Source organism: Nakamurella sp. PAMC28650, from assembly GCF_014303395.1.
GTDB lineage: Bacteria > Actinomycetota > Actinomycetes > Mycobacteriales > Nakamurellaceae > Nakamurella.
Genome location: NZ_CP060298.1, coordinates 1272343 through 1293342, shown reverse-complemented (window position 1 = coordinate 1293342; position 21000 = coordinate 1272343). Strand labels below are relative to the sequence as shown.

The following is a 21000-nucleotide window of genomic DNA, read 5'->3' as shown; positions in this document are numbered from 1 at the left end:
GCATCGTGGCATGACACCGCAGTCGTCGACGGCGACCACCGTCCCCACCCTGGTCGAGGCGCTGGGCCGCGAGCTCCCCGCCGACCGGATCGTGATCGATCCTGCTGTGCTGCAAAGCATGTCGCATGACGAGGCACAGTGGGCGGTGGTGGGTACGCCGGCCGTCGCGGTGCGCGCACGGACCGAGTCCGACGTCCGGATCGCCGTCCGGATCGCTGCGGACCTCGCCCTGCCGGTGGTCCCGCGCGGTGCCGGCACCGGCCTGTCCGGAGGAGCCAACGCCGTGGACGGGTGCTTGATCGTCGACGTCTCCCGGATGACCGAGATCCTCGAGATCGACACGGACAACCTGACCTGCATGGTCCAGCCGGGCATCGTCAACGACGACCTGAAGGCCGCCGTCGCCGAGCACGGGCTCTGGTACCCGCCCGATCCGGCCAGCGCGCCCTGGTCGACGATCGGCGGCAACGTGGCCACCAACGCCGGCGGTCTGTGCTGCCTGAAGTACGGCGTCACCCGGGACTACGTACTCGGCCTGCGCGCCGTGGTCGGAGGTCCGGCCGGCTATGGCAACGCCGTGCGACTGGGACGCCGCACCAACAAGGGCGTCGCGGGCTACGACCTGACGAGCCTGATGGTCGGATCGGAGGGCACGCTGGGCATCATCACCGAGATCACCCTGCGACTGCGCCCGGCTCGGTCCGGCGCACCCAGGACGGTGGTCGGCGCGTTCTCCGGGCTGGTGGCGGCGGGGCGGGCGGTCGCGCTGGCGATCAGTCGCGGCCTCGAACCCTCGGCCCTGGAACTGCTGGACCGCACCTGCCTGCGCGCGGTGGAGGACTGGAAGCACCTGGGCATCGAGGCCGACGCCGCCGGGCTGCTCCTGGCCCGGATCGACACCCCTAGCGCAGCAGGTGATCTCGAAGCCGACGCGATGGCGCAGGCCTTCGACGACGCCGGGGCCATGTGGGCGACCCGGTCCACCGACGCGGTCGAGGCCGAGGCGCTCTTCGAAGCCCGACGGCTGGCGTATCCGGCCCTGGAGCGCCTGGGATCGGTACTGACCGAGGACATCTGCGTCCCGCGTTCGAAGCTTCCCGAGATGCTCGCCCGGATCGAGGCCATCGCGTCCGAACACGACCTGACGATGTCCACCATCGCGCACGCGGGCGACGGCAACCTGCACCCGCTGATCCTGACGCCGGTCGGCGACGACGCGGCGCGCGCCCGGGCGCAGCTCGCCTTCGAGGAACTGATCGACGCCGCGTTGGGCTTCGGGGGCACCGTCACCGGCGAACACGGTGTCGGGCTGCTCAAGAGGTCCGGCCTGCTGCGGGAACTGGATCCAGGGTCGCTGCTGATGCAAAAAGCTGTGAAGCATGCGTTGGATCCGCTGAACATCTTCAATCCGGGGAAAGTGCTGTAATTCCGGGGCGCGGTACCTTGCACATTCGGGTGAACAACGGTGTAAGCCGATTTCAAACGAAGGCGCGGAAGTTATCTTCGAACGACCGGCCGGAAATGGTGGCGGCCCGGAGACCGGAGTAAACCCTGGGGGTCAGTCGATGCGGGGTTCGTCGGTGCAGGGTTCGTCGGTGCAGGGTTCGTCGGTGCAGGGTTCGTCGGTGCAGGGTCCCGAGGCTTCCTCGCGACGGCATCTCGTGCTGACGACCGTCGGGACCATCGTCGTCATCACGCTCGAGTTCTTCCTGCTCACCTTCGTGTACCACCACTGGGACGGCGTCCGCGCCCAGCAGCTGGTGGTGGCCAGGGCGTCCGGTGCGCTGTTCGCGGCGAACGACGACGCGGCCACCGCACAGATCGTTCTCGGGCGCCTGTCGGACACGCTCGCCGGGCTGCACACCGACGGCGCGCTGGTCGCCCAGATCCAGAGGGCACAGCAGAGACTCACCTCCAGCGTTCGGAACGGGGCGCTCGCCGTGGCCGATGCCCGCGTCTCGGTCACCCAGGTCGCGGGCTCGCTCGAGCAATCACAGCAGAACATGGGTTTCGAGGCCGATGTCACCTTCGCAGCACTGCTCATCGCGGCCTCGCTGGGCTGGATGGCCTGGTTCCGTCGGCTGGTGGCCAGGCATCGCCGGTTCCAGGATATCCTCACCGAGCAGAAGGTCGGAATTCGATCGGACCAACGTCTGGCCGAACTCATCCAACGCTCGTCCGATCTCTTCGCCGTGTGCTCCGCCGATTGCACCATCAGCTTCATCAGCCCGTCGGCGCGCTCACTCCTGGGCGTCGATCCGGCCGATCTGCTGCAGAGCAACTGGACGGACCTGGTGCACCCGGAGGACCGCGGGTTGTTCGCCCGTCAATTCACCGAGCCGGGGACCGGCCAGGAGGCGGATCTGCGGGTGCGGCTGCTGCGCTCGGACGGACTGATCCGCCACGTCGAGGGCACGGTGGCCAACATGACGCACTCGGAGGCCATCGGTGGCCTGGTCGTGACGGTCCGGGACATCTCCGACCGGGTCGAGATGGAGGCGCAACTCACCGAGCACGCCTTCCACGATCCACTCACCGGCCTGCACAACCGCCGACTGCTGACCGACCGTCTGGACCACGCTCTCACCGCCCGGGCCGACAACGGCGCCGCGCTGGCCCTGCTGTTCTGCGATCTGGACGATTTCAAGAACATCAACGACCGGCTCGGTCACCGGGTCGATGACCTCGTCCTGATCGAGGTCAGCCGGCGGATCCTGGCCACCGTCCGTGCCCAGGACACCGCTGCCCGGCTCGGCGGCGACGAGTTCGCCATCCTGCTCGAGCGAACCGATCCGATCCGTGCCGACCTGATCGCCCGCCGTCTGCAGGAAGCCTTCGCCACGCCCTTCCTGGTGAGCGGCGAGCACCTGAGCGTCGGGGCCAGCATCGGCGTCGCGCCCGGAATCCCGGGTCAGAGCAGCGGCGAGGAGGTGCTCCGCAACGCCGATGTCGCGATGTACCTGGCGAAGGACAGGGGCAAAGATGGTGTGGCCTTCTACGAGCCACACCTGCACACCGAGTCGCTGCAACGACTGGAACTGCGCGACGACCTCGTCAGTGCCCTCAAGAACGGCGAACTCGTCCTGCACTACCAGCCGACGGTGGACCTGAAGACCGACCTGCTCGTCGGCTTCGAGGCGCTGGTGCGCTGGCAGCATCCGGTGCACGGGTTGCTACCACCGGTGCGCTTCATCTCGCTGGCCGAGCAGTCGGGGCTGATCGGCAGACTGGGCGGCTGGGTGCTGGCCGAGGCCTGCCGCGCGGCCGCCGTCATGCAGACCGAAGGCACCGCCCCGACCATGTCGGTCAACGTCGCCGCCGGTCAGTTGGGCGACGAGGGATTCCTCGACGAGGTGAGGACGGTGCTCGTCGCGAGTGGCCTGCCACCCGATCGGCTCATCCTGGAGATCACCGAGAGCGTGGTCGTCCAGGATCTGGACAACGTCATCGATCGTCTGAGAAGTCTCCAGGAGCTCGGCGTCCGGATCGCCGTCGACGACTTCGGCACCGGCTACAGCTCGCTGTCCTACCTCAACCGGCTGCCCCTGGACATCCTCAAGGTCGACAAGTCGTTCATCGACGGTGTGGCGCAGAGCGGGCAGGCCGCGTCGGTCACGAAGGCCATTATCGCGATGAGCCGCACCATGAACCTGGACACCGTCGCCGAAGGTGTCGAGCACGCCGAGCAGGCCGCCTGGCTGGTGGAGGCGGGATGCTCCCACGCGCAGGGCTACCTCTGGTCCCGGCCCGTCGAGTTCGATCGTGCCTTCCAGATGCTCCGCGCCTACCCCGGCGGCATGCCCGCGGTCCCGCCGGGCGACCCGTCCCCGCGTGCGACCGTCGGGGCGGTGGCGCCCGTCGGGGCGCGGTCCGTGAGGGCGACACGGTGACCTCCTGACGTCGGCGCCGACTCCAGTGCTCGGCCGCCGGACCTGTTGCGCTGCAGAGCATCCCCGACCCCGTTGGCCGTGGTGATGGTCCGGCCCGCCGGTGCGGCCCCGACCGATAGGGTGGAGCCATGCGATCGACAGATCAGGCTCCCCCGCCGGCCATCGTCCCCGCGGCGGTGCCGATGCCCCCGTCGATCGACGCCGGCCTGCGGGGACTGACCACCGCGGCCGACCACGGGGTGCTGTGGTTCGGCATCGCCGCGGTCGGTGTGCTCGCCGGTGGTCGCGCCCGCCGCGCCGCCCTCCGCGGGGCCGCATCACTGGCGCTGAGCAGCTTCGTGGCCAACAGTGTGGTGAAACCGCTGGTCGGACGCCGCCGGCCGGACCCGGATCGCACCCAACTGGCCCGGCGGATCGGGAAGGTCCCGTGGACCTCGTCCTTCCCCAGCGGACATTCGGCGTCAGCGGCCGCCTTCGCCACCGGCGCCGCCCTGGAACTGCCCCTGTCGGCCACCGTCCTCGGCCCGTTGGCCGCCGCCGTGGCCTACTCACGGGTGCACGTCGGCGTGCACTACAAGTCCGACGCGATCGTGGGAACGGCCATCGGGGCCGCGATCGCGGTGGCCGGTAGCCGCCTGTGGCCGGTGCGCCCGCACGGCGCAGCGGCCATGGCCCCGGGTGATGCACCGGCGCTGCCCGCCGGCCTCGGCCTCACGATCGTGGTCAACCAGGCGTCCGGAACCAGCGACGGCGCCCAGGAACCGCTGTCGAAGATGTTGCCGCAGGCCAGGATCGCGGTCTGGGACCCGGAGAACGAAGACCTCTCGGACCTACTGGGTTCCGACACCAGCGCCCTCGGGGTGGCCGGCGGCGACGGAACGGTGGCCTCGGTCGCACAGTTGGCGCACGCCGAGGACCTGCCCCTTGCGGTGTTCCCGTACGGCACGCTGAACCACTTCGCCAAGGCGATGGGGATCTCCGACGCGGAGCAGATGGCCGCGGCCGTCGTGGCCGGCACGGCCCGGCAGGTCGACGTGGCCATGATCAACGGTCAGGTCTTCCTCAACACGGCCAGCATCGGTGGGTACCCCGATCTGGTGCGGCGGCGTGACCGGCTCAGCAAGCGGATCGGGAAGTGGCCGGCCGCCGGTTACGCGCTGTACCGGACCCTTCGCCACCAGGGCCCGATGGACCTGGACATCGACGGCCGGGTGGTGCCGACCTGGGTGGTCTTCATCGGCAACGGCATCTACCGACCCCGTGGCCTGGCGCCGGCCTGGCGCGAGGACCTGGCCACCGGCGTGCTGGATGTCCAGTACCTCCGCGCCGACCGCGCGCTGGCCAGGACCCAGGCCGTCGTCCTCTCCGTCCTCGGCCTGATCGAGCGCAGCCGGGTGTTCGTGGTGCTGGAGAAGCCGAGACTCCGGATCACCGCGCTGTCCGGCCCTCTCGCGACCGCTCACGACGGCGAGGTCACCGACCCGGTGAGCGAGGTCGACCTGTCGATCGACCGCCGACAGCTGACGGTGTACCACTGACCGGCACCGGCTACCACTGCCCGGCCCCGGCTACCACGGCCCGTACGGCCTGATCTGACCGTCGTGGGGACCGGTCTGCCCTCGGTGGGTGAACTGCCAGAGCGAGTCGGTGAATGCTTCCGGCGGTAGAGGTCTGGACCAGAGGTAGCCCTGCCCGGACCGGCATCCCAGCTGCAGGAGCAACTGTCGCTGCACCACCGTCTCGACGCCCTCGGCGACCACCCGCAGCCCCATCGTCGCGGCCAGCGTGAGAATCGCCGAGACCAGTCCGGCACCCGTTCCACTGGTGGCGATCTCGGCCGTGAACCGGCGGTCGATCTTGAGCACGTCCACCGGCAGGTACTCCAGTTGGGCGAGTGAGGAGTAGCCCGTGCCGAAATCGTCGATGGCGACGTGCACCCCCTGGGTGCGTACCTGCAGCAGGGTGGTCCTGGCCATGTCGGAGTCCTCGATGAAGGTGCTCTCGGTGACCTCCAGGCCGAGATTCTCGGCCGGCAGACCACTTTCGACCAGGACACGATCGACCAGGTCGGCGAATCCCGGATCGAGCAACTGCCGTGCGGAAACGTTGACCCACATCACCACGTCCTGCCATCCGGCCGCCGACCGCCAGGCCACCATCTGACGACACGAGCGCTGCAGTACGAACTTCCCGAAATCGCCGATCAGGCCACTGGCCTCGGCCACCGAGATAAAATCCAAAGGCGGCACCGACCCTCGTGTCGGGGAGTTCCACCGCAGCAACGCCTCGACGTCCAGGATCCGGCCGGAGTCCATCGCGATGGTCGGCTGGTAGGCGCATTCCAGCTCACCGTTGACGAGCGCGACGTTCAGATCGGCCTCCAGGCTGAGGCGGGCGGCCGCCTCGGCACGCAGGGCGGGGGTGAACACCGCCACCGAGTTGCGCCCGGTCCGCTTCGCCGCGTACATCGCCAGATCGGCGTCGCTGACCAGGTCGGACGGACCGTCCGGACGATGCTCGGGCCGCTGCAGGGCGATCCCCACGCTGGCCGACAGCGAGAGTGAACGGCCGGCGATCGTCATCGGACGGTGCAGGGCCGTGATCATCCTGCGCGCCAGGGCTTCCACCTCGCTCAGCCCCTCGCAGTGCGGTCGGAGCACCAGGAACTCGTCGCCGCCGAACCTGGCCACCGTGTCCTGGGCGCCGGCGCAGTCGGTCAGCCGGTCCGCCACCACCCGGAGGAACTCGTCACCGGCCGCGTGACCGAGGGTGTCGTTGACGAACTTGAACTGATCGAGGTCCAGGAACAGCACCGCGGCGCGGCGGCCCGTCATCGCCACGGCCGCCCGGATCCGCCCGGTGACCTCGGACCGGTTCACCAGGGAGGTCAACGAGTCCAGCGTCGCCGCCGTCCGCAGCGCAGTGATGTCCCTGGCCCGGGAGATGGCCACCTCGGCCAGGTTGACCCACCGGGCCAGCCGATCCAGCTCGTCCGTCCCCGGAACCCTGACCTCGTCGTAGTAGAGCGCGAACGTACCGAGCACCACTCCGCTGGTCCCGACGATCGGCACGGACCAGCAGGCGCGCAGCCCGAACGGCACGGCCAGATGCCACCAGTCCTTCCAGCGCGGATCGAACTCGATGTCGGGGACGATCACGGTCCGGCCGGTGTAGGCGGCGGTACCGCAGGAGCCGACCAACGGGCCGATCTCGGCGCCGTCGATGGCGAGCCGGTAGGCCTCGGGAAGGCTCGGGCTCGCCCCCTGCCTCAGGACCATGCCGTCGAGCAGGTGGATGGAGCACCGGGTGCCGTCGATGGCCGCCTCGGTGGCGGTCGCGAGAGCTTCGAGCACGCTCGGGAGTTCGGCGCCCGCGACGATCATCTCCAGCAGATAGCCGGTGGTGGTCAGCACCTCCCGTTCGCGCTCCAGCTCGACGGCCACCCCGTGGAGTTCGATCATGGTGCTGGCGTGCCGGCCGAACTGCTCGAGGGCCAGGATGTCGTCGGAGCTCGGTTCGCGGGGGCGGGTGTCCCAGGTGGACAGGACGCCCAGCACCGCGCCGTCCTTCGAGAGCAACGGGACCCCGACGAAGAAGCGGAGCCGATCGATGCCGGTGACGGCGGGATTGTTCGCAAACCGGTCGCTGAGCAGCGCATCCGGAACGATCAGCGTCGACCGGGTGTCGGCCACGGTCTCGCAGAAGCCGCCGTCCACCACGTACCCGGCAGCGCCGTTACCCATCGCCGATCTCAGGCGGCTGCGGTCCGGCCCGACCCTGCAGACGGCGGCGGTCTTGGTCTGGAATCGCTGTGCGACGAGTGCCACGAGGTCCTCGAACGGCACCCCTGGCATCCGCCCGGCCCCGCCGAGCAAGCCGTCGTCCACCGCATCCATCAGCTGCTCACTGGCCTGATCCGGGCGGCGGCGCCAGCCAGAACTCCATCAGCTCACGCTATCCCACAGCTGGTTCACCGGCCGTCCCTCTCTCGGGTGAGAGCAGGGTTGATAGCGGGCCGTCCACGGCGACAGGCGGGCACCGATCTCTTCCGATTCGATGGCTTCCCGATCCGAAATCCCGGCATCCGAGTGGTCTGCGGCATCGGAAGGGTCGGCGGACGGGCGATCGGTGACGGCCGCGGAATCGGGGCCCCATCCAGGACGGAGAAGGCCACGAACACCCCTGCGTGAGCCAATCATCGGGGATGCGCGCCGGCACCCAGGATTCTGCCCGCGAGTTGTACGAGGTCGGGTCCGCCGAGCAGCGGGTCAGCCCATCCCGGGCGGTGAACGGTTGCCGGCTGTCCGTCGATCTGCTGCTGGAATCGGTCGCCCAGGGCGATCGCACCGCGTTCGACGAGTTGTACGGACAGTTCGTCACGCCGGTCTCCCGGCTCGTCAGGTTGCTGATGAGGGACATCGCGATGGCCGAGGAAGTCACCCAGGAGGTATTTCTGGCGGTCTGGCTCGGAGCCGGGCGGTTCGACCGCGGCCGCGGTGACGGCGGCGCCTGGATTCTGGGAATCGCCCGGTCGCGGGCCATCGACCGCATCCGGTCTGCCGAAGCCACCCGCCGGCGGGACCAGCACTACGCGGTGAGCGCCGTCGAATCCTCCGTCCCGACACCGGAACTCGTCGTCGACCGGCTCGACAGCACCGTCGTCCGCGAGGCCCTCGGAGTGCTGACCGCCAAGCAGCGGCAGGCCCTGCTGCTGGCCTTCTTCGGGGGGCACAGCTACCAGGAGGTGTCCGAGTTGCTGGGCATTCCGCTGCCGACGGTGAAATCCCGGATCCGGGACGGCCTCGGTCGGCTGCGCCGACACCTCGGGGAGCACGTCCGGGCCCAGCAGGGGGCGCACCGCTCCGCCTAGCAACGGTCCCCGGTCCACCTCAGCACTCCGATCGGGTCCCTCCGACGGGGTCTGACCACCGTGGAGGGACCGAAGTCGAAGAACCCTTGGGTACCGTGAGGATGACGGAGGGGCCACGACATGACGGCGGATCTCGCAGCGCGTCTGCGGACGGAACTGCGCGGAGCGGTCTCCGATGGTCGACGGCGGCGGGCCGAGTACTCCAGCGATGCCGGCAACTATCGCGTCGTCCCGCAGGTGGTGGTGGAACCGGTCGACATCGATGACGTACTGGCCACCCTCGCGGTCAGCCGGGAGACCGCCGTCCCGGTCACGTCCCGCGGCGGTGGCACCTCGGTGGCCGGCAATGCCGTCGGTACCGGCATCGTCATCGATTTCGCCCGTCACCTGAACCGGATCCTGGACATCGACACGGTCGGCCGCACCGCACTCGTCGAGCCCGGGGTCATCCTGTCGGACCTGCAGGAGCAACTGGCCCCGCTCGGCCTGCGCTTCGGGCCGGATCCGTCCACGCAGACCAGGGCCACCCTCGGCGGGATGATCGGCAACAATGCCTGCGGACCCCACGCCCTTGCCTACGGACGCACGGCGGACAACGTCGAGGCCCTGACCGTCATCGACGGCTCCGGCCGGGAGATCAAGGCCGGCCCTGGCTCGTCGAGAAGTCATGCAGCAGAACAGGTTCCCGGCCTCGATGTTCTCGTGGACGCCCACCTCGAGGTGATCCGGACGGAGTTGGGGCGCTTCCCCCGCCAGGTGTCCGGGTACTCGCTGGAACACCTCCTGCCGGAGCGCGGCCGCAATCTCGCGAGGGCCCTGGTGGGTACCGAGGGCACGCTCGCAACGACGATCGACGCCACCCTGCGACTGGTCCCGATCAGCCCGGCACGGATGCTGGTGGTGCTGGGCTACCGCGACATGGTGGCTGCCGCCGACGCGGTCCCCGCGCTGCTGGCCCATCATCCGGCGGCGATCGAGGGGATGGACGCACGGCTGGTCGACGTCGTCCGGCGGAGCCGGGGGCCGTCGTCGGTCCCCGATCTGCCGCGCGGTGGTGGCTGGTTGATGGTCGAGATGAGTGGCGACAGCATCGCTGCGGCAACGGCTTCCGCGCGATCGATGATCAGGGACTCGGCAGCGGAGGATTCAATGGTCTTCGCGCCCGGTCCGGCGGCGACCGCGATCTGGCGCATCCGTGAGGACGGCGCCGGGCTGGCCGGGCGGACCGCGCAGGGCCGACAGGCGTGGCCGGGCTGGGAGGACGCGGCGGTGCCGCCGGCCAATCTCGGCGGCTACCTGCGCGCATTCGAATCGTTGATGGAGTCCTACGGGGTCACCGGTCTGCCCTACGGCCATTTCGGCGACGGCTGCATCCACGTCCGCATCGACCTACCGCTGGAGGATCATCCAGAAAGGTTGCGGCAGTTCGTCTTCGATGCTGCGCACCTGGTGGTGGCACACGGCGGTTCGTGCTCCGGCGAGCACGGCGACGGACGCGCACGCGGCGAACTGCTACCGATCATGTACTCACCCGAGGTGATCGACCTGTTCGCGGCGGTGAAGGCCTTGTTCGACCCCGCTGATCTGCTCAATCCCGGAGTCCTGGTGCGACCTCGCCCACTGGATGCGGATCTGCGCCGGCCGCACGCGAGATCGCTGACGGCGCAGGGGGGATTCAGTTTCGGGGCAGACGACGGCGACTTCACCAAGGCGGTGCACCGCTGCGTCGGTGTCGGCAAGTGCCGGGCGGACGACACCGCGGCCGGCGGGTTCATGTGCCCGAGCTACCTGGCCTCCCGCGACGAGAAGGACGTCACCCGGGGACGGGCCAGGGTGCTGCAGGAGCTGACCAACGGTGAACTGATCCCCGACTTCGCGAGCCGGGAGGTGCACGAGTCGCTGGACCTCTGCCTGTCGTGCAAGGCCTGTGCGAGCGACTGCCCCGCGGGGGTCGACATGGCGAAGTACAAGGCCGAGGTGCTGCACCGGCGCTACCGGAGGCGGCTGCGTCCGATCAGCCACTACAGCCTGGGCTGGCTCCCGCGGTGGCTGTCGGGGCTCGACCGGATTCCCCGGCTCGGACCGGCGATGGTCAACGGCGCGTTGAGGTCTGCGCCGTTGGCGCAGATCGTGCTGAGGGCCGGCGGGATGGATCCTCGACGGCAGATCCCACGGTTCGCGCCGGTCGGCTTCACTCGCTGGTGGCGGCGAGAACTACAACGCCGCAACGTGTTCAGCCCTACTGCCGCACGGGACGAGGCATGGCGCGGCCCGGTGTTGCTGTGGGCCGACTCGTTCACCGACGGGCTGGACCCGGGGGTCGGGCGCGCCGCTGCGACTGTGCTGACCGCAGCGGGCTATCGGGTGATCGTGCCGCAGCGCAAGGCCTGCTGTGGTCTGACCTGGATCACCACAGGTCAGTTGACCGGTGCCCGCCGGCGCCTGCTACAACTGCTCGACATCCTGGGACCCTTTGCTGCACAAGGTATCCCGATCGTCGGCCTGGAGCCCTCGTGCACGGCGGTGCTGAGATCGGACCTGAAGGACCTGCTGCCGGACGACCCGCGGACCGCGGTGGTGTCGGCGGCGACCAAGACGCTGGCCGAGGTGTTGACCGAAACGGCGGGCTGGCGGCCGCCGGACCTGTCCGGCACGGAGGTCCTGGTGCAGCCGCACTGCCACCATCACGCGGTGATGGGGTTCGCGACCGATCGCCGGCTGCTGGAACGGTCGGGCGCGGACGTCACCGGGATTGCCGGTTGCTGCGGCCTGGCCGGGAATTTCGGTATGGAGGCCGGTCACTACGACATGTCGCTGGCGGTGGCGGAGAACGCACTCCTGCCGGCACTGCGGGACAGGGCCGAGACCGCACTCGTGCTGGCGGACGGCTTCTCGTGTCGGACGCAGGCCGACCAGCTGGCCGGCGTCAGGCCCATCCACCTGGCGGAATTGCTCGCCAGACATCTTCCGGACGAGTCGGGCTGAATTCCCGGCGGCCAGGGGTGCTCACGGGCGTCTGGAGGTCGCTCAGGCGGGGCGGAACGGTTCGGGGCGCGCAGGAAATCTCAGCGGAACAGCAGGTCGCGGATCTCCGCCGTCTCGGCGGCCGGTAGACGGCGCAGCAGGGCGTCGAGCTCGGCCCGGTCGGCCGGAGTGGTGTGCTCGGCCAGTTCAAGCTGCAACGCCTGGCGGCGAGCCGGGGTCAGGTCGGCGCTCCGCAGCTTGAGGCGCAGGGCGTCCAGGTCGATGATCGGATTCATGTTGGTGCTCAGGACGTCTCGGTGGCGTCCGCGCTCAGGCTGCGCGCAACCGGATTCGCTCGATCATCTTAGTGTAGACGGTGTCGGCGCCGATGTCCGAACGCTCGATCATCGCGTCCAGCTCGGCCAGGTCGGATGGCGTGGTGTAGGTGGCGAGCTCCCGCTCGATGCGCTGGAAGTAGGCGCGGGCGGCGCGACGTTCGCGGTAGACGTCCCGGACGGTGGCCCAGAGGCTCGCACTGCGTGCAGCCGGGGCGGTCTGCGCAGTCTGCTGGGGAACGCTGACATGGCTTGTGGTGGTCATGGCTCCATCGTGCCGGAGCAGCACCCATGCGTCCAATGACAATCTAGCTGGTCACCCTTGCTCCACAGTCATGGTTTAGCCCTACAGTGGCAGGTATGGACACGGATGCCCTGCGTTGGTTCCAGCAGATCGCCGACGGCGTGACGATGACCGAGGTCAGCGAGATCGAGTTCATCACGCAGTCCGGCGTGTCCCGCGCCCTGTCGCGACTGGAGGCCGACGTCGGCACCCAACTGCTCCGCCGGACCGGACGAAACCTCCGGATGACCTCCGCGGGAGCGGCTTTCAAGCGTCACGTCGACGCTCTGCTCCACCAGCTGGACGACGGGCTGGCCGCCGTCGATCAGCTGATCGACCCCGAGACGGGGATCGTGGCACTCGCTTCGCAACTCTCCCTGGGGACCTGGCTCGTCCCCAATCTCGTCGGCAGCTTCCGGCGCACCCACGCCGATGTCCGCTTCGAGCTGCAGCAGGTCAGGGACAACCAGACGACGGCTGTGCTGCAGGACACGCGGCTCGACCTGGAGATCACCACGGTGCGGCCGACCGACCGCACCGTGACGTGGCATCCCCTGCTGACGGAGCCCCTGTGGCTCGCCGTCCCCCAGGAACACGAGCTGGCCACCCGTCGGCACGTCCGGCTCTCCGAGGTCAGCAGGGAACCGTTCCTCATGCTCCGCCGACCGTCCTTGCTGCGTCACCAGACCGAGGAACTATGCGAACAGGCGGGTTTCGAGCCGGCCGTCGCCTTCGAGGGCGAGGACATCCCCACGCTGCGGGGTTTCGTCACCGCCGGACTCGGCGTGGCCGTCGTCCCCGCGCTGCACCTCGGATCGCCGGAGGCACTGACCGGAGTCGTGCACCACCTGCAGATCACCGACGCCGGCGCAGCCAGGGAGATCGGCCTCGGCTGGTCGAGCGAACGCAAGACGCTCCCGTCCGCCGAACTGTTCCGCCAGCACATCATCGACCGCTCCGGAGCCGGTGACCTACCGGCCGTGGCCCCGATGTTCTGACGGCGTGACCGATCTGCTGACGGCGTCTCCGATCTGCTGACGGCGTGACCGATCTGCTGACGGCGTCTCCGATCTGCTGACGGTGTCTCCGATGCTGACGGTGGCTCCGATGCTTCTCCCGACGCGCCACAGGGGCGGTGTTACCGGCCGGAAACAGGGTCGCTTTCCGGTTCTGGTTGACTTGGGGACATGTCGGCCATCGACCACCTCCTGCACGCGAACGAGAACTACGTCGCGACCTTCCCCGGACCACGACCCTTGCGACCCAAACTGGCGCTCGCCGTGATCGCCTGCATGGATTCGCGGATGGACCTGTTCGGCGCACTGGGCCTGGACATCGGGGACGCCCACCTGATGCGGAACGCCGGCGGTCTGCCGACCGAGGACATGCTGCGATCGCTCGCCCTGAGCCAACGCGCGCTCGGCACCCGCGAGGTGGTCCTCATCCACCACACCCAGTGCGGCATGCAGGGGTTCGACGACGTGAAGTTCCGGGCCGAACTCGAAGCCGAGTCCGGCGAGACACCCACCTGGAACGTTCCCGGGATCACCGACCTGCAGGCGACGATGCGCGCGTCCCTCCGGCGCGTCCGCGAGTGCAGGTGGATCCCCCACCGCGACGACGTGCGCGGGTTCATCTTCGACATCGCCACCGCCCGGATGCACGAGGTCGTCTGATCGGCGCATGGCCAGATCAGTTCAGCTGCAACGTGATGTCGACATCCTTGGCGTCGATGTTCACGACGTTGAACCCGGGGAGCTTGCCACCACTGAAACTGATGTTCGCCAGTACCCGGCCGCTGTCGGTCTTCACGTAGCGCTTGGTGTTGATGACGTAGCCGGCCTTCGGGAGCGCCTGGAGGAAGAAGTTGTAGGCGGCATCGGGATCAGGCACCTGCTGATCGCATTCCAGCCCTCCGGTCGTGTTCTTGGCGGTCTTGGTACCACTGCAGTCCATTCCCTGCGGCACCGGCACGTCGGTGCCGGTCATCACGCCGCCCGCGGCCGCCGCGGCGGCGGTCGGTCCGGGGGCCGTGACGGCCGCGGCGGACCCGGTCGGAGCCGGCGCCGTCATGGTCGGAGTGGTGTTGCCGCTGCCGAAGATCTTGTTGCAGAGCAATCCGTACTGGCCGGCGATACGGGTGGCGACGTCGTCGGGAATGTTCGCCGGATCGGCAAGTTCCCGGTGCCCGGCGAGTTCCCTCCAGCCCCCCGTGGTGACGCCGCACCAGACGGCCTCGGCGCCTGAGCCCGTCATCGCCCACATGTCGGTCTGACGGGCCAGGTGCTCGGACTCCGCACCGATGCCCGAGAGCTTCTCCGGATGCCCGGTCGCGTTCGCCAGATCCCAGCGGTCCTGGGCGTCCTGCCCGACGATGACCAGCATGTCGAGGGTGGTCGACAGGCCACCACCACCGGCGGCCGCCCATTCGCAGCCGAGCATGGTGCCGCTGGACAGCGGCGAGGGCATCTCGGTGGCCACCGGCACGGTGAAGTACGGCTGCACGTCCGCGATGGTCAGCTTCTTGCAGGGATCGATGGGCGTCGGGGTGGACGCCCCGGGCGACGTGGTCAGTGCGGCGGGCGGCGCGTGGGGAGCCGTCGAGGCAGCCACAGCCGCCGCGGCAGCCACGACGGCGGACGGCAGGACGGGCGGCTGGGACGAGCCCGAGGTCGACGAGCAGGCCGCGGTCAGGGCCATCGCACCGGCGGCCAACGAGGCGAGAATCGTTCGGGGGTAGCGCATGAAGCACAGCCCACTCAGCGGCCGTAACGTCTGGGTAACGCCGCCGTCAGGCGGGCCGTCACGCAGGCCGTGACCCTATGGGTGACCCATCGTGGCCTGCCGGCCGGGCATCGCGAACGACGTGTTCCTGACGGAGGCGCAGGGCCGGCGCGCTGACCGGCGCCTCGGCCGGGAGGGGACGCTGGATCTCGACGGGGCTCGGTTCCGGCACATTCGTTCCCTTGCGTGTCTTCTTCTCAATTGGTATGAGACACATTGCTGGACAACACATCTTGCCTCAGAATGTGGTCGATTCTGATGATGCAGGGCTGGACAGGAGTTCGATAACACGATATAATCGTACCTATGTACTGGGTAGCTGCTTGAGTCAAGTTGTATTTGGCCATGTCAGAGCCAGTGTGTGCCTACCCGGTCGGTGGTGTCGATTACCCCCGGACCTTTCAGGAGTTGCTGGAGTGGTTCCCGGATGACTCGTCGTGTCTGGCGTATCTGGAGCGTCTGCGGTGGCCCCAGGGGTTTGTGTGTCCGGTGTGCGGGGCGCCCGGCGGTTGGCGTACGGCGAAGGCGAAATGGATGTGCACCAGGTGTGGCCGGCAGACGTCGGTGACCGCCGGCACGATCTTCCACCGGCTCCGGACGCCGCTGTCGACGTGGTTCGCGGCGATCTGGTTCATCACCTCGCAGAAGAACGGGATGTCCGCGCAAGGTCTGCAGCGGGTGCTGGGTTTCGGATCCTACGAAACAGCGTGGGCGTGGCTGCAGAAGCTACGCCGGGCGATGGTCCGCCCCGAGCGGGAGTTGCTCTCCGGTGTGGTGGAGTTAGATGAAGTGTTCATCGGCAACGAGTCTCGCGGCCGCGCAGGCGGCGTGAAGGACCACACCGCGGCGATGATCGCAGTGGAATCGATCCCCGGCCGCAAGCTGGGCAGGGTCCGCATCGAGCTGGCCGAGACAGCCCGATCGGTCAGCATGCTCGGCTTCGCCGACCGCGTCATCGCCAAAGGATCAACGGTCAGAACCGATGGCGCCAACTACCTGAAGAAGCTGACCGCGGCCGGCTACGAGCACGTCGCGTTCGTCGGGACCGACAGCGCCGAGCCCGCCCACATCAACCTCCCCGGCGTCCACATGGTCGCCTCGCTGCTCAAACGCTGGCTGACCGGCACCCTGCATTACGCGGTCTCCCAGGAGCACCTGGCCTACTACCTGGACGAATACACATTCCGGTTCAACCGACGCACCTCGAAGAGTCGCGGGCTTTTGTTCTACCGACTGTTGCAGCAGGCCGTGAACACAGACCCACACCCGCTCGCTGAACTGCGCAATCCTGTTGCAGCAGTGGACGTCCCGTTCTGAACTTTACTCAAGCAGCTACCCGGTACCTATGTTCGAGTCAGGGGTGGCGTTCGGGGAGCGCGTGGCGTTGTTGCGAAGGGGCGGGTCGGCGCCGACCGTGCCGGGTCGGGTGTTGTTGCCCGGGGACGGCACTTCGGTGCGGGATCGGGCCGCCTCGGCAAGGTTCCGTCCGGTGACCGGGCCGGGACGCGGGGGTCGTCGTCGTCGCGATGGCGTCCCGTCGTCGACCGGCTCGGTGAGGCCGGAACTGGTGGTGCCCGGACGTCCGGGGCGCTCCGAGCGGGTGCGTCGCGAGTTCGGCGTGCCGGATAGATCGGAGGCCGATGCAGCGACGGCGGATCGCCTGGGCTGGGGACCGACGGGCGGGGTGCGTGATGCCGAGGTCCTGATCGATTGGGGGTACTGGACGAACCGGGTCCGGTACCTGGCCGATCATGCTCCCGGCGCAGAACTCGCGGGTCTGCTGGAACATCGTCCGGAGGTCTGCGATGCGCCGTTCGGCGCCGGACTGCCGTCGGGAACGGGGTCGCTTCGCGCGCAGTTGCGGTTGGATTCGATGGCGGTCAGGCACCGGTTGATCTGCGCCCTCCAGGGTGAGCAGTTCGCCGACGCCTCGGAGCTCGCGCGGGAGTACCCGGCGAACCAGGAGTTCCTCGCGTGCGAGGTGGCGCTGGCGTTGGGGGTGTCGGAATCGTCCGCCGGGACGGTGCTCTCGACGGCGTTCACCCTGGCGTCGAAGCTGCCCGGAACTCTGGATGCGTTGCGGGCCGGGCGGATCACCGGTGAGATCGCTGCCGTGATGGTCGGTGCGACTGCCGTCGTCACCGACCCGCAGTTGGCTGCGCAGATCGAGAACGAGGTGCTGCCGACGGTGCGGTGCCGATCGCGGGAGTCGGTCCGGAGGTCGGTGTGCCGGGAGGTGATCAGGTTGGATCCGGACGGTGCCGACCGGCGTCACCGAGAGGCCAGGTCCGCTCGGAGCATCAGTCGGTGGGGCGATGTGGACGGGATGGGTTGGCTGAAGATCCACGCGCCGATCCAGGATCTCGCCCCGGTCTGGGAAGCGCTGACCGGGTTGGCCGGTGCAGCCCGCACCCCGGGCGACGATCGGACGTTCGATCAGCGGCGGACCGATGTCTTCACCGACATCTTCCACGCGATCCTGGACCACGGCGGCTGGGACGAGTTGTTGCTGCCCGAGCAACACGGCCGCAAGGCGCACGTCCAGGTGCTGATTCCGCACGACGTGCTCTTCGGTGCCGGCGCTCGGGCCGCTGCCGACGCTCGGGCCGCTGCGACACAGACCGGTGCGGCGGCCGGTGCACCCTCCGAATCAGCCGGTGCACCCTCCGAATCAGCCGGTGCACCCTCCGAATCAGCCGGTGCACCCTCCGAATCAGCCGGTGCACGCGCCGAATCGGCGGGCGCGTCGGCAGCGTCACGCGGCGTCTGCGAGGTCGTCGGATTCGGCCCGGTCGCGCCGAGCCAGGGCCTTCGGATCGCGGCGGACGGGGTCTGGCAGAGATTGGTGTGCGATCCGTTGTCCGGCACCCTGCTCGACCTCGGCCGGACCCGCTACATACCGCCGGACAGCCTGAAGGACTTCGTCATCGCCCGCGATCAGGAGTGTCCGATGGTGGGCTGCTCGGTGACAGCCCGACGAGGGCAGATCGATCATGCAGTGCCGTTCTCGAAGGGCGGGCGAACGTGCAGCGACAACATGACGCCTCCGTGCACCCATCACCATCGCAGCAAGGACGGTGGTGGTTGGAAACTGGTGATCAATGCAGATCTGTCCAAGACCTGGACCACACCGCTCGGCCGACGGGCGACAAACCCGGCGGTCCAACTGATCCCGCCGCGGACACCGCTCGACGGAGCGACGGACCCACCGGCGCCAGGACAATCGGCACCGCCGTTCTGAGACCAGCAGCACTGCTCAGCTCTTGCGCGCTACCTAGCGGACTCCGGTGCGGCGATGCCACGAAGGTCGCGCCCCTGATTCGGCCATCGGTCGACAGAAGTTGGGGTGGCATTTACCAATGGTTTACCTACCGGTGTTGAGCTTCAACCACATCACCGGGGTTCGGTATCCAGATATGAGGTCGGCATGCAGCACAGTCACGGCGCACAGGTCCACGAGCACTCCCACGAGCACACCGACGGGCACCGTCACGACGGTGGCGAGCCGGCCGTCCTGCGGCCCGCCGCGGATCTGAGCATCGACGACTCCGAGCTTCGCCCCGACGAGCTCGGCCGGCGGAAGTTCTTCCGGGCCGCTGGTGTCCTCGGCGCGGGCGCCGCGGCGAGCGTGCTCGTCACGACCGTCAACACCGGCACGGCCGCTGCGGCCACCACCGCGGCGGGGGCGCCCACCGGCGTGCCGAAGGGCGGCTACCGGTGGCTGGCCGGCGACCACCACATCCACACCCAGTACTCGCCCGACGGCCAGTACCGGGTGATCGACCACGTCCGTCACGCCCATGCGTACGGACTGGGCTGGATGGTGATTACCGATCACGGATCGGCCCAGCACGCCAAGATCGGCGTCGAGAAGGTCAACCCCGACATCCTTGCCGCACGGCGGGACGTGCCCGGCACCCTGGTGTTCCAGGGTCTGGAGTGGAACATCCCGGCGGCCGAGCACGGCACCGTGTTCGTCCACCCCGGCCGCAACGAGGTGTCCGTCCTCAAGGCCTTCGAGAACGGCTACGACGGCGTGGTGAAGGCGGCCACCGCCAACACCCCGACCAACGAGGCCCTGGCCGTCGCCGGACTGCACTTCCTGTCCGACTCGGTGGCCTCCCAACGCGTCTCGGATGCGCTGATGCTCGCCAACCACCCGGCCCGCAAGGGCATCGACTCTCCGCACGAGATCCGTGGATGGCGGGACGCCGCCCCCAAGATCGCGATCGGAATGGAAGGCGCGCCGGGCCATCAGGCGGCCGGCATCGCCACGCCGAACGGGCCCGGCTCCGGCCGCGGCTACTACGACAACAGCCCTGACCCGGTGGCCAGCTTCCCGGGCTATCCGCTCGAGAGCTACCGCACCTTCGGCGGTTTCGACTGGATGACGGCCACCGTCGGTGGCCTCTGGGACAGCCTCCTCGCCGAGGGCAAGGCGTGGTGGATCAGCGCCAACTCCGACAGCCACCAGATCTACTCGGACACGTCGCAGCGCGGGCCGGGTAGCGATTTCGTCAACAACGGTCATTTCAACGACCCGGTCCACATCACCGCGCCGCAACTGGGGAACGGCGACTTCTGGCCGGGCTACTACAGCCGCACGCACGTCGGGTCCGCCGACTACTCGTATGCCGGCGTGATGCACGGGCTGCGGGCCGGGCGGGTGTGGGTCGATCACGGCGGCCTGATCGACGCTCTGGATGTCCGACTTCGCGCGGGCGGTGACGAGGTCCCGCTCGGCGGGGTCCTGCACGCCCGCCGCGGAACCCCGGTCACCCTGCAGATCCGCATCGACACCGCACGAGTGCCCAACTGGTCGCAGTTCCTGCCGACACTGGCGCAGGTCGATGTGATCCGCGGCGCGATCACCGGCGCAGCCAAGGATCGGGACACGATGAGCGCGCCCGGCACCAGGGTGGTCAGGTCCTACGACGTCAGCGGTCAGACCAGGACGATCGTCCTGACCTACGCCCTCGGCCGCCTCGACGACGGGTTCTACGTCCGGCTCCGTGGTTCCGACGGCAATCGACTTGCCGTGGGGCTGAAGGGCGCGGCCGTGGATCCCGCCGGCCCGAAGATGGACGTGGTCGGCGACGCGGATCCGTGGCAGGACCTCTGGTTCTACACGAACCCGATGTGGGTGCTGCCGACTCGATGACCGTCGTTGACGACATGACAGCTGCCGACTCGATCACCTCCGCCTCGATGACTGCCGACTCGATGACTGCCGCGGGCCCGACGACGGACGGGCAGGTGCCGCTGATCCGTCTGGTCGCCGGCCTGGACGTGATGGCCCCCAGCGAGCGCGCCGCCGAGCACCACCTGGCGCAGGTCGCGATGGCGGTGCGGGCGGCCGGCGCGCTGGACCTGACGACGGCGACTCATCGCGCGACGGTGTTCGCGACACCTCATGTCAGCATGTCGATCTTGATGCTCACCGGGCTGACGCCGGGCAGGCTGCTGGAGATGCTCGCGGACCTGCTCGCCGTCGAGGACGGCGCCCAGGGATCGGTCGCGTTGGGCGACAGTCGGGTGGGGCTGCCCGCTCTCCAGGTGTCGGCGTCGGCCGCCGCAGCGGCCCATCGGGACCGCACCAGCGGGCGGGCGGTGCAGTTCCCCGGGAGCGAGTCCCTCACCGGGACGGTGGCTTTGCGCCAGGTGCTGGCGACGACCATCGACCGCATCGACGCACTCGGCGGCGATTCCCCCGGGGCGGACGCCCTGCTGGTGACGCGCGATTTCGTCCGACCCCGGTGGCAGGGCGGTGAACTCGTCCTGCACGTGCAGCCGGCCATCGGCGGCACCTGGGTACCGTTCGAGACCCCGAACCCGACGCCCTGCTGCGCCGCGCATCGCTGACGCACGGATCCG

15 protein-coding genes are annotated in these 21000 nt (G+C 69.0%); 11 read left to right on the top strand and 4 right to left on the bottom strand.

Annotated features, from left to right (window positions below):
• Window positions 1-10 precede the first annotated feature (10 nt).
• From H7F38_RS05845 to H7F38_RS05835, 3 genes are all read left to right on the top strand, one after another.
• A complete protein-coding gene (locus H7F38_RS05845) occupies window positions 11-1426 on the top strand; it encodes an FAD-binding oxidoreductase (protein ID WP_187093255.1) in 1416 nt (471 codons plus the stop codon).
• A gap of 139 nt (window positions 1427-1565) precedes the next feature.
• Window positions 1566-3890 (top strand): bifunctional diguanylate cyclase/phosphodiesterase, encoded by a 2325-nt coding sequence (locus H7F38_RS05840; RefSeq protein ID WP_187093254.1) that lies wholly within the window; start codon window positions 1566-1568, stop codon window positions 3888-3890.
• 128 nt (window positions 3891-4018) lie between these two features.
• Window positions 4019-5428, top strand: a complete 1410-nt coding sequence (locus H7F38_RS05835) for a phosphatase PAP2 family protein (RefSeq protein ID WP_187093253.1) — start codon at window positions 4019-4021, stop codon at window positions 5426-5428.
• 30 nt (window positions 5429-5458) lie between these two features.
• On the opposite strand, the gene H7F38_RS05830 is transcribed toward H7F38_RS05835, so the two are convergent.
• Complete coding sequence (locus H7F38_RS05830; RefSeq protein WP_187093252.1) at window positions 5459-7786, bottom strand: bifunctional diguanylate cyclase/phosphodiesterase; 2328 nt, start codon at window positions 7784-7786, stop codon at window positions 5459-5461.
• A gap of 290 nt (window positions 7787-8076) precedes the next feature.
• Between H7F38_RS05830 and H7F38_RS05825 the strand changes: the two genes are divergently transcribed.
• Entirely contained in the window at window positions 8077-8760 is a 684-nt protein-coding gene (locus H7F38_RS05825) for a sigma-70 family RNA polymerase sigma factor (protein ID WP_222618479.1), read from the top strand.
• Window positions 8761-8880: 120 nt separating this feature from the next.
• Complete coding sequence (locus tag H7F38_RS05820; protein WP_187093251.1) at window positions 8881-11745, top strand: FAD-binding and (Fe-S)-binding domain-containing protein; 2865 nt, start codon at window positions 8881-8883, stop codon at window positions 11743-11745.
• Window positions 11746-11825: 80 nt separating this feature from the next.
• Here the strand turns inward: H7F38_RS05820 and H7F38_RS05815 are convergent, their stop codons facing one another.
• A complete protein-coding gene (locus H7F38_RS05815; protein WP_187093250.1) occupies window positions 11826-12020 on the bottom strand; it encodes a hypothetical protein in 195 nt (64 codons plus the stop codon).
• A 34-nt stretch (window positions 12021-12054) separates the two neighbouring features.
• Window positions 12055-12324: a hypothetical protein gene (locus H7F38_RS05810; RefSeq protein ID WP_187093249.1), complete on the bottom strand. Its 270-nt coding sequence runs from the start codon at window positions 12322-12324 to the stop codon at window positions 12055-12057.
• A gap of 95 nt (window positions 12325-12419) precedes the next feature.
• Here H7F38_RS05810 and H7F38_RS05805 point away from each other — a divergent pair, with 95 nt between their 5' ends.
• Together H7F38_RS05805 and H7F38_RS05800 are read left to right on the top strand one after the other, a co-directional pair.
• Entirely contained in the window at window positions 12420-13340 is a 921-nt protein-coding gene (locus H7F38_RS05805; protein ID WP_187093248.1) for a LysR family transcriptional regulator, read from the top strand.
• A gap of 189 nt (window positions 13341-13529) precedes the next feature.
• Window positions 13530-14018 carry a carbonic anhydrase gene (locus tag H7F38_RS05800; protein WP_187093247.1) on the top strand — a complete coding sequence of 163 codons (489 nt, stop codon included), beginning with the start codon at window positions 13530-13532 and terminating at the stop codon, window positions 14016-14018.
• A gap of 16 nt (window positions 14019-14034) precedes the next feature.
• On the opposite strand, the gene H7F38_RS05795 is transcribed toward H7F38_RS05800, so the two are convergent.
• A complete protein-coding gene (locus tag H7F38_RS05795; protein WP_187093246.1) occupies window positions 14035-15087 on the bottom strand; it encodes a hypothetical protein in 1053 nt (350 codons plus the stop codon).
• Window positions 15088-15471: 384 nt separating this feature from the next.
• On the opposite strand from H7F38_RS05795, the gene H7F38_RS05790 reads away from it, so the two are divergent.
• The 4 genes from H7F38_RS05790 to H7F38_RS05775 all read left to right on the top strand — a co-directional run bounded on the left by H7F38_RS05790 (window position 15472) and on the right by H7F38_RS05775 (window position 20988).
• Window positions 15472-16443, top strand: coding sequence for an IS1595 family transposase (locus H7F38_RS05790; RefSeq protein ID WP_187091336.1), 972 nt, complete (start codon window positions 15472-15474; stop codon window positions 16441-16443).
• Window positions 16444-16471: 28 nt separating this feature from the next.
• Window positions 16472-18367, top strand: coding sequence for an HNH endonuclease signature motif containing protein (locus tag H7F38_RS05785; RefSeq protein ID WP_187093245.1), 1896 nt, complete (start codon window positions 16472-16474; stop codon window positions 18365-18367).
• A 186-nt stretch (window positions 18368-18553) separates the two neighbouring features.
• Window positions 18554-20287 (top strand): PHP domain-containing protein, encoded by a 1734-nt coding sequence (locus tag H7F38_RS05780; RefSeq protein ID WP_187093244.1) that lies wholly within the window; start codon window positions 18554-18556, stop codon window positions 20285-20287.
• On the top strand, window positions 20284-20988 hold the full coding sequence (locus tag H7F38_RS05775; RefSeq protein ID WP_187093243.1) for a hypothetical protein: 705 nt from the start codon (window positions 20284-20286) through the stop codon (window positions 20986-20988). Before H7F38_RS05780 ends, H7F38_RS05775 begins: the two co-directional genes overlap by 4 nt.
• The last annotated feature ends 12 nt before the right edge of the window (window positions 20989-21000 follow it).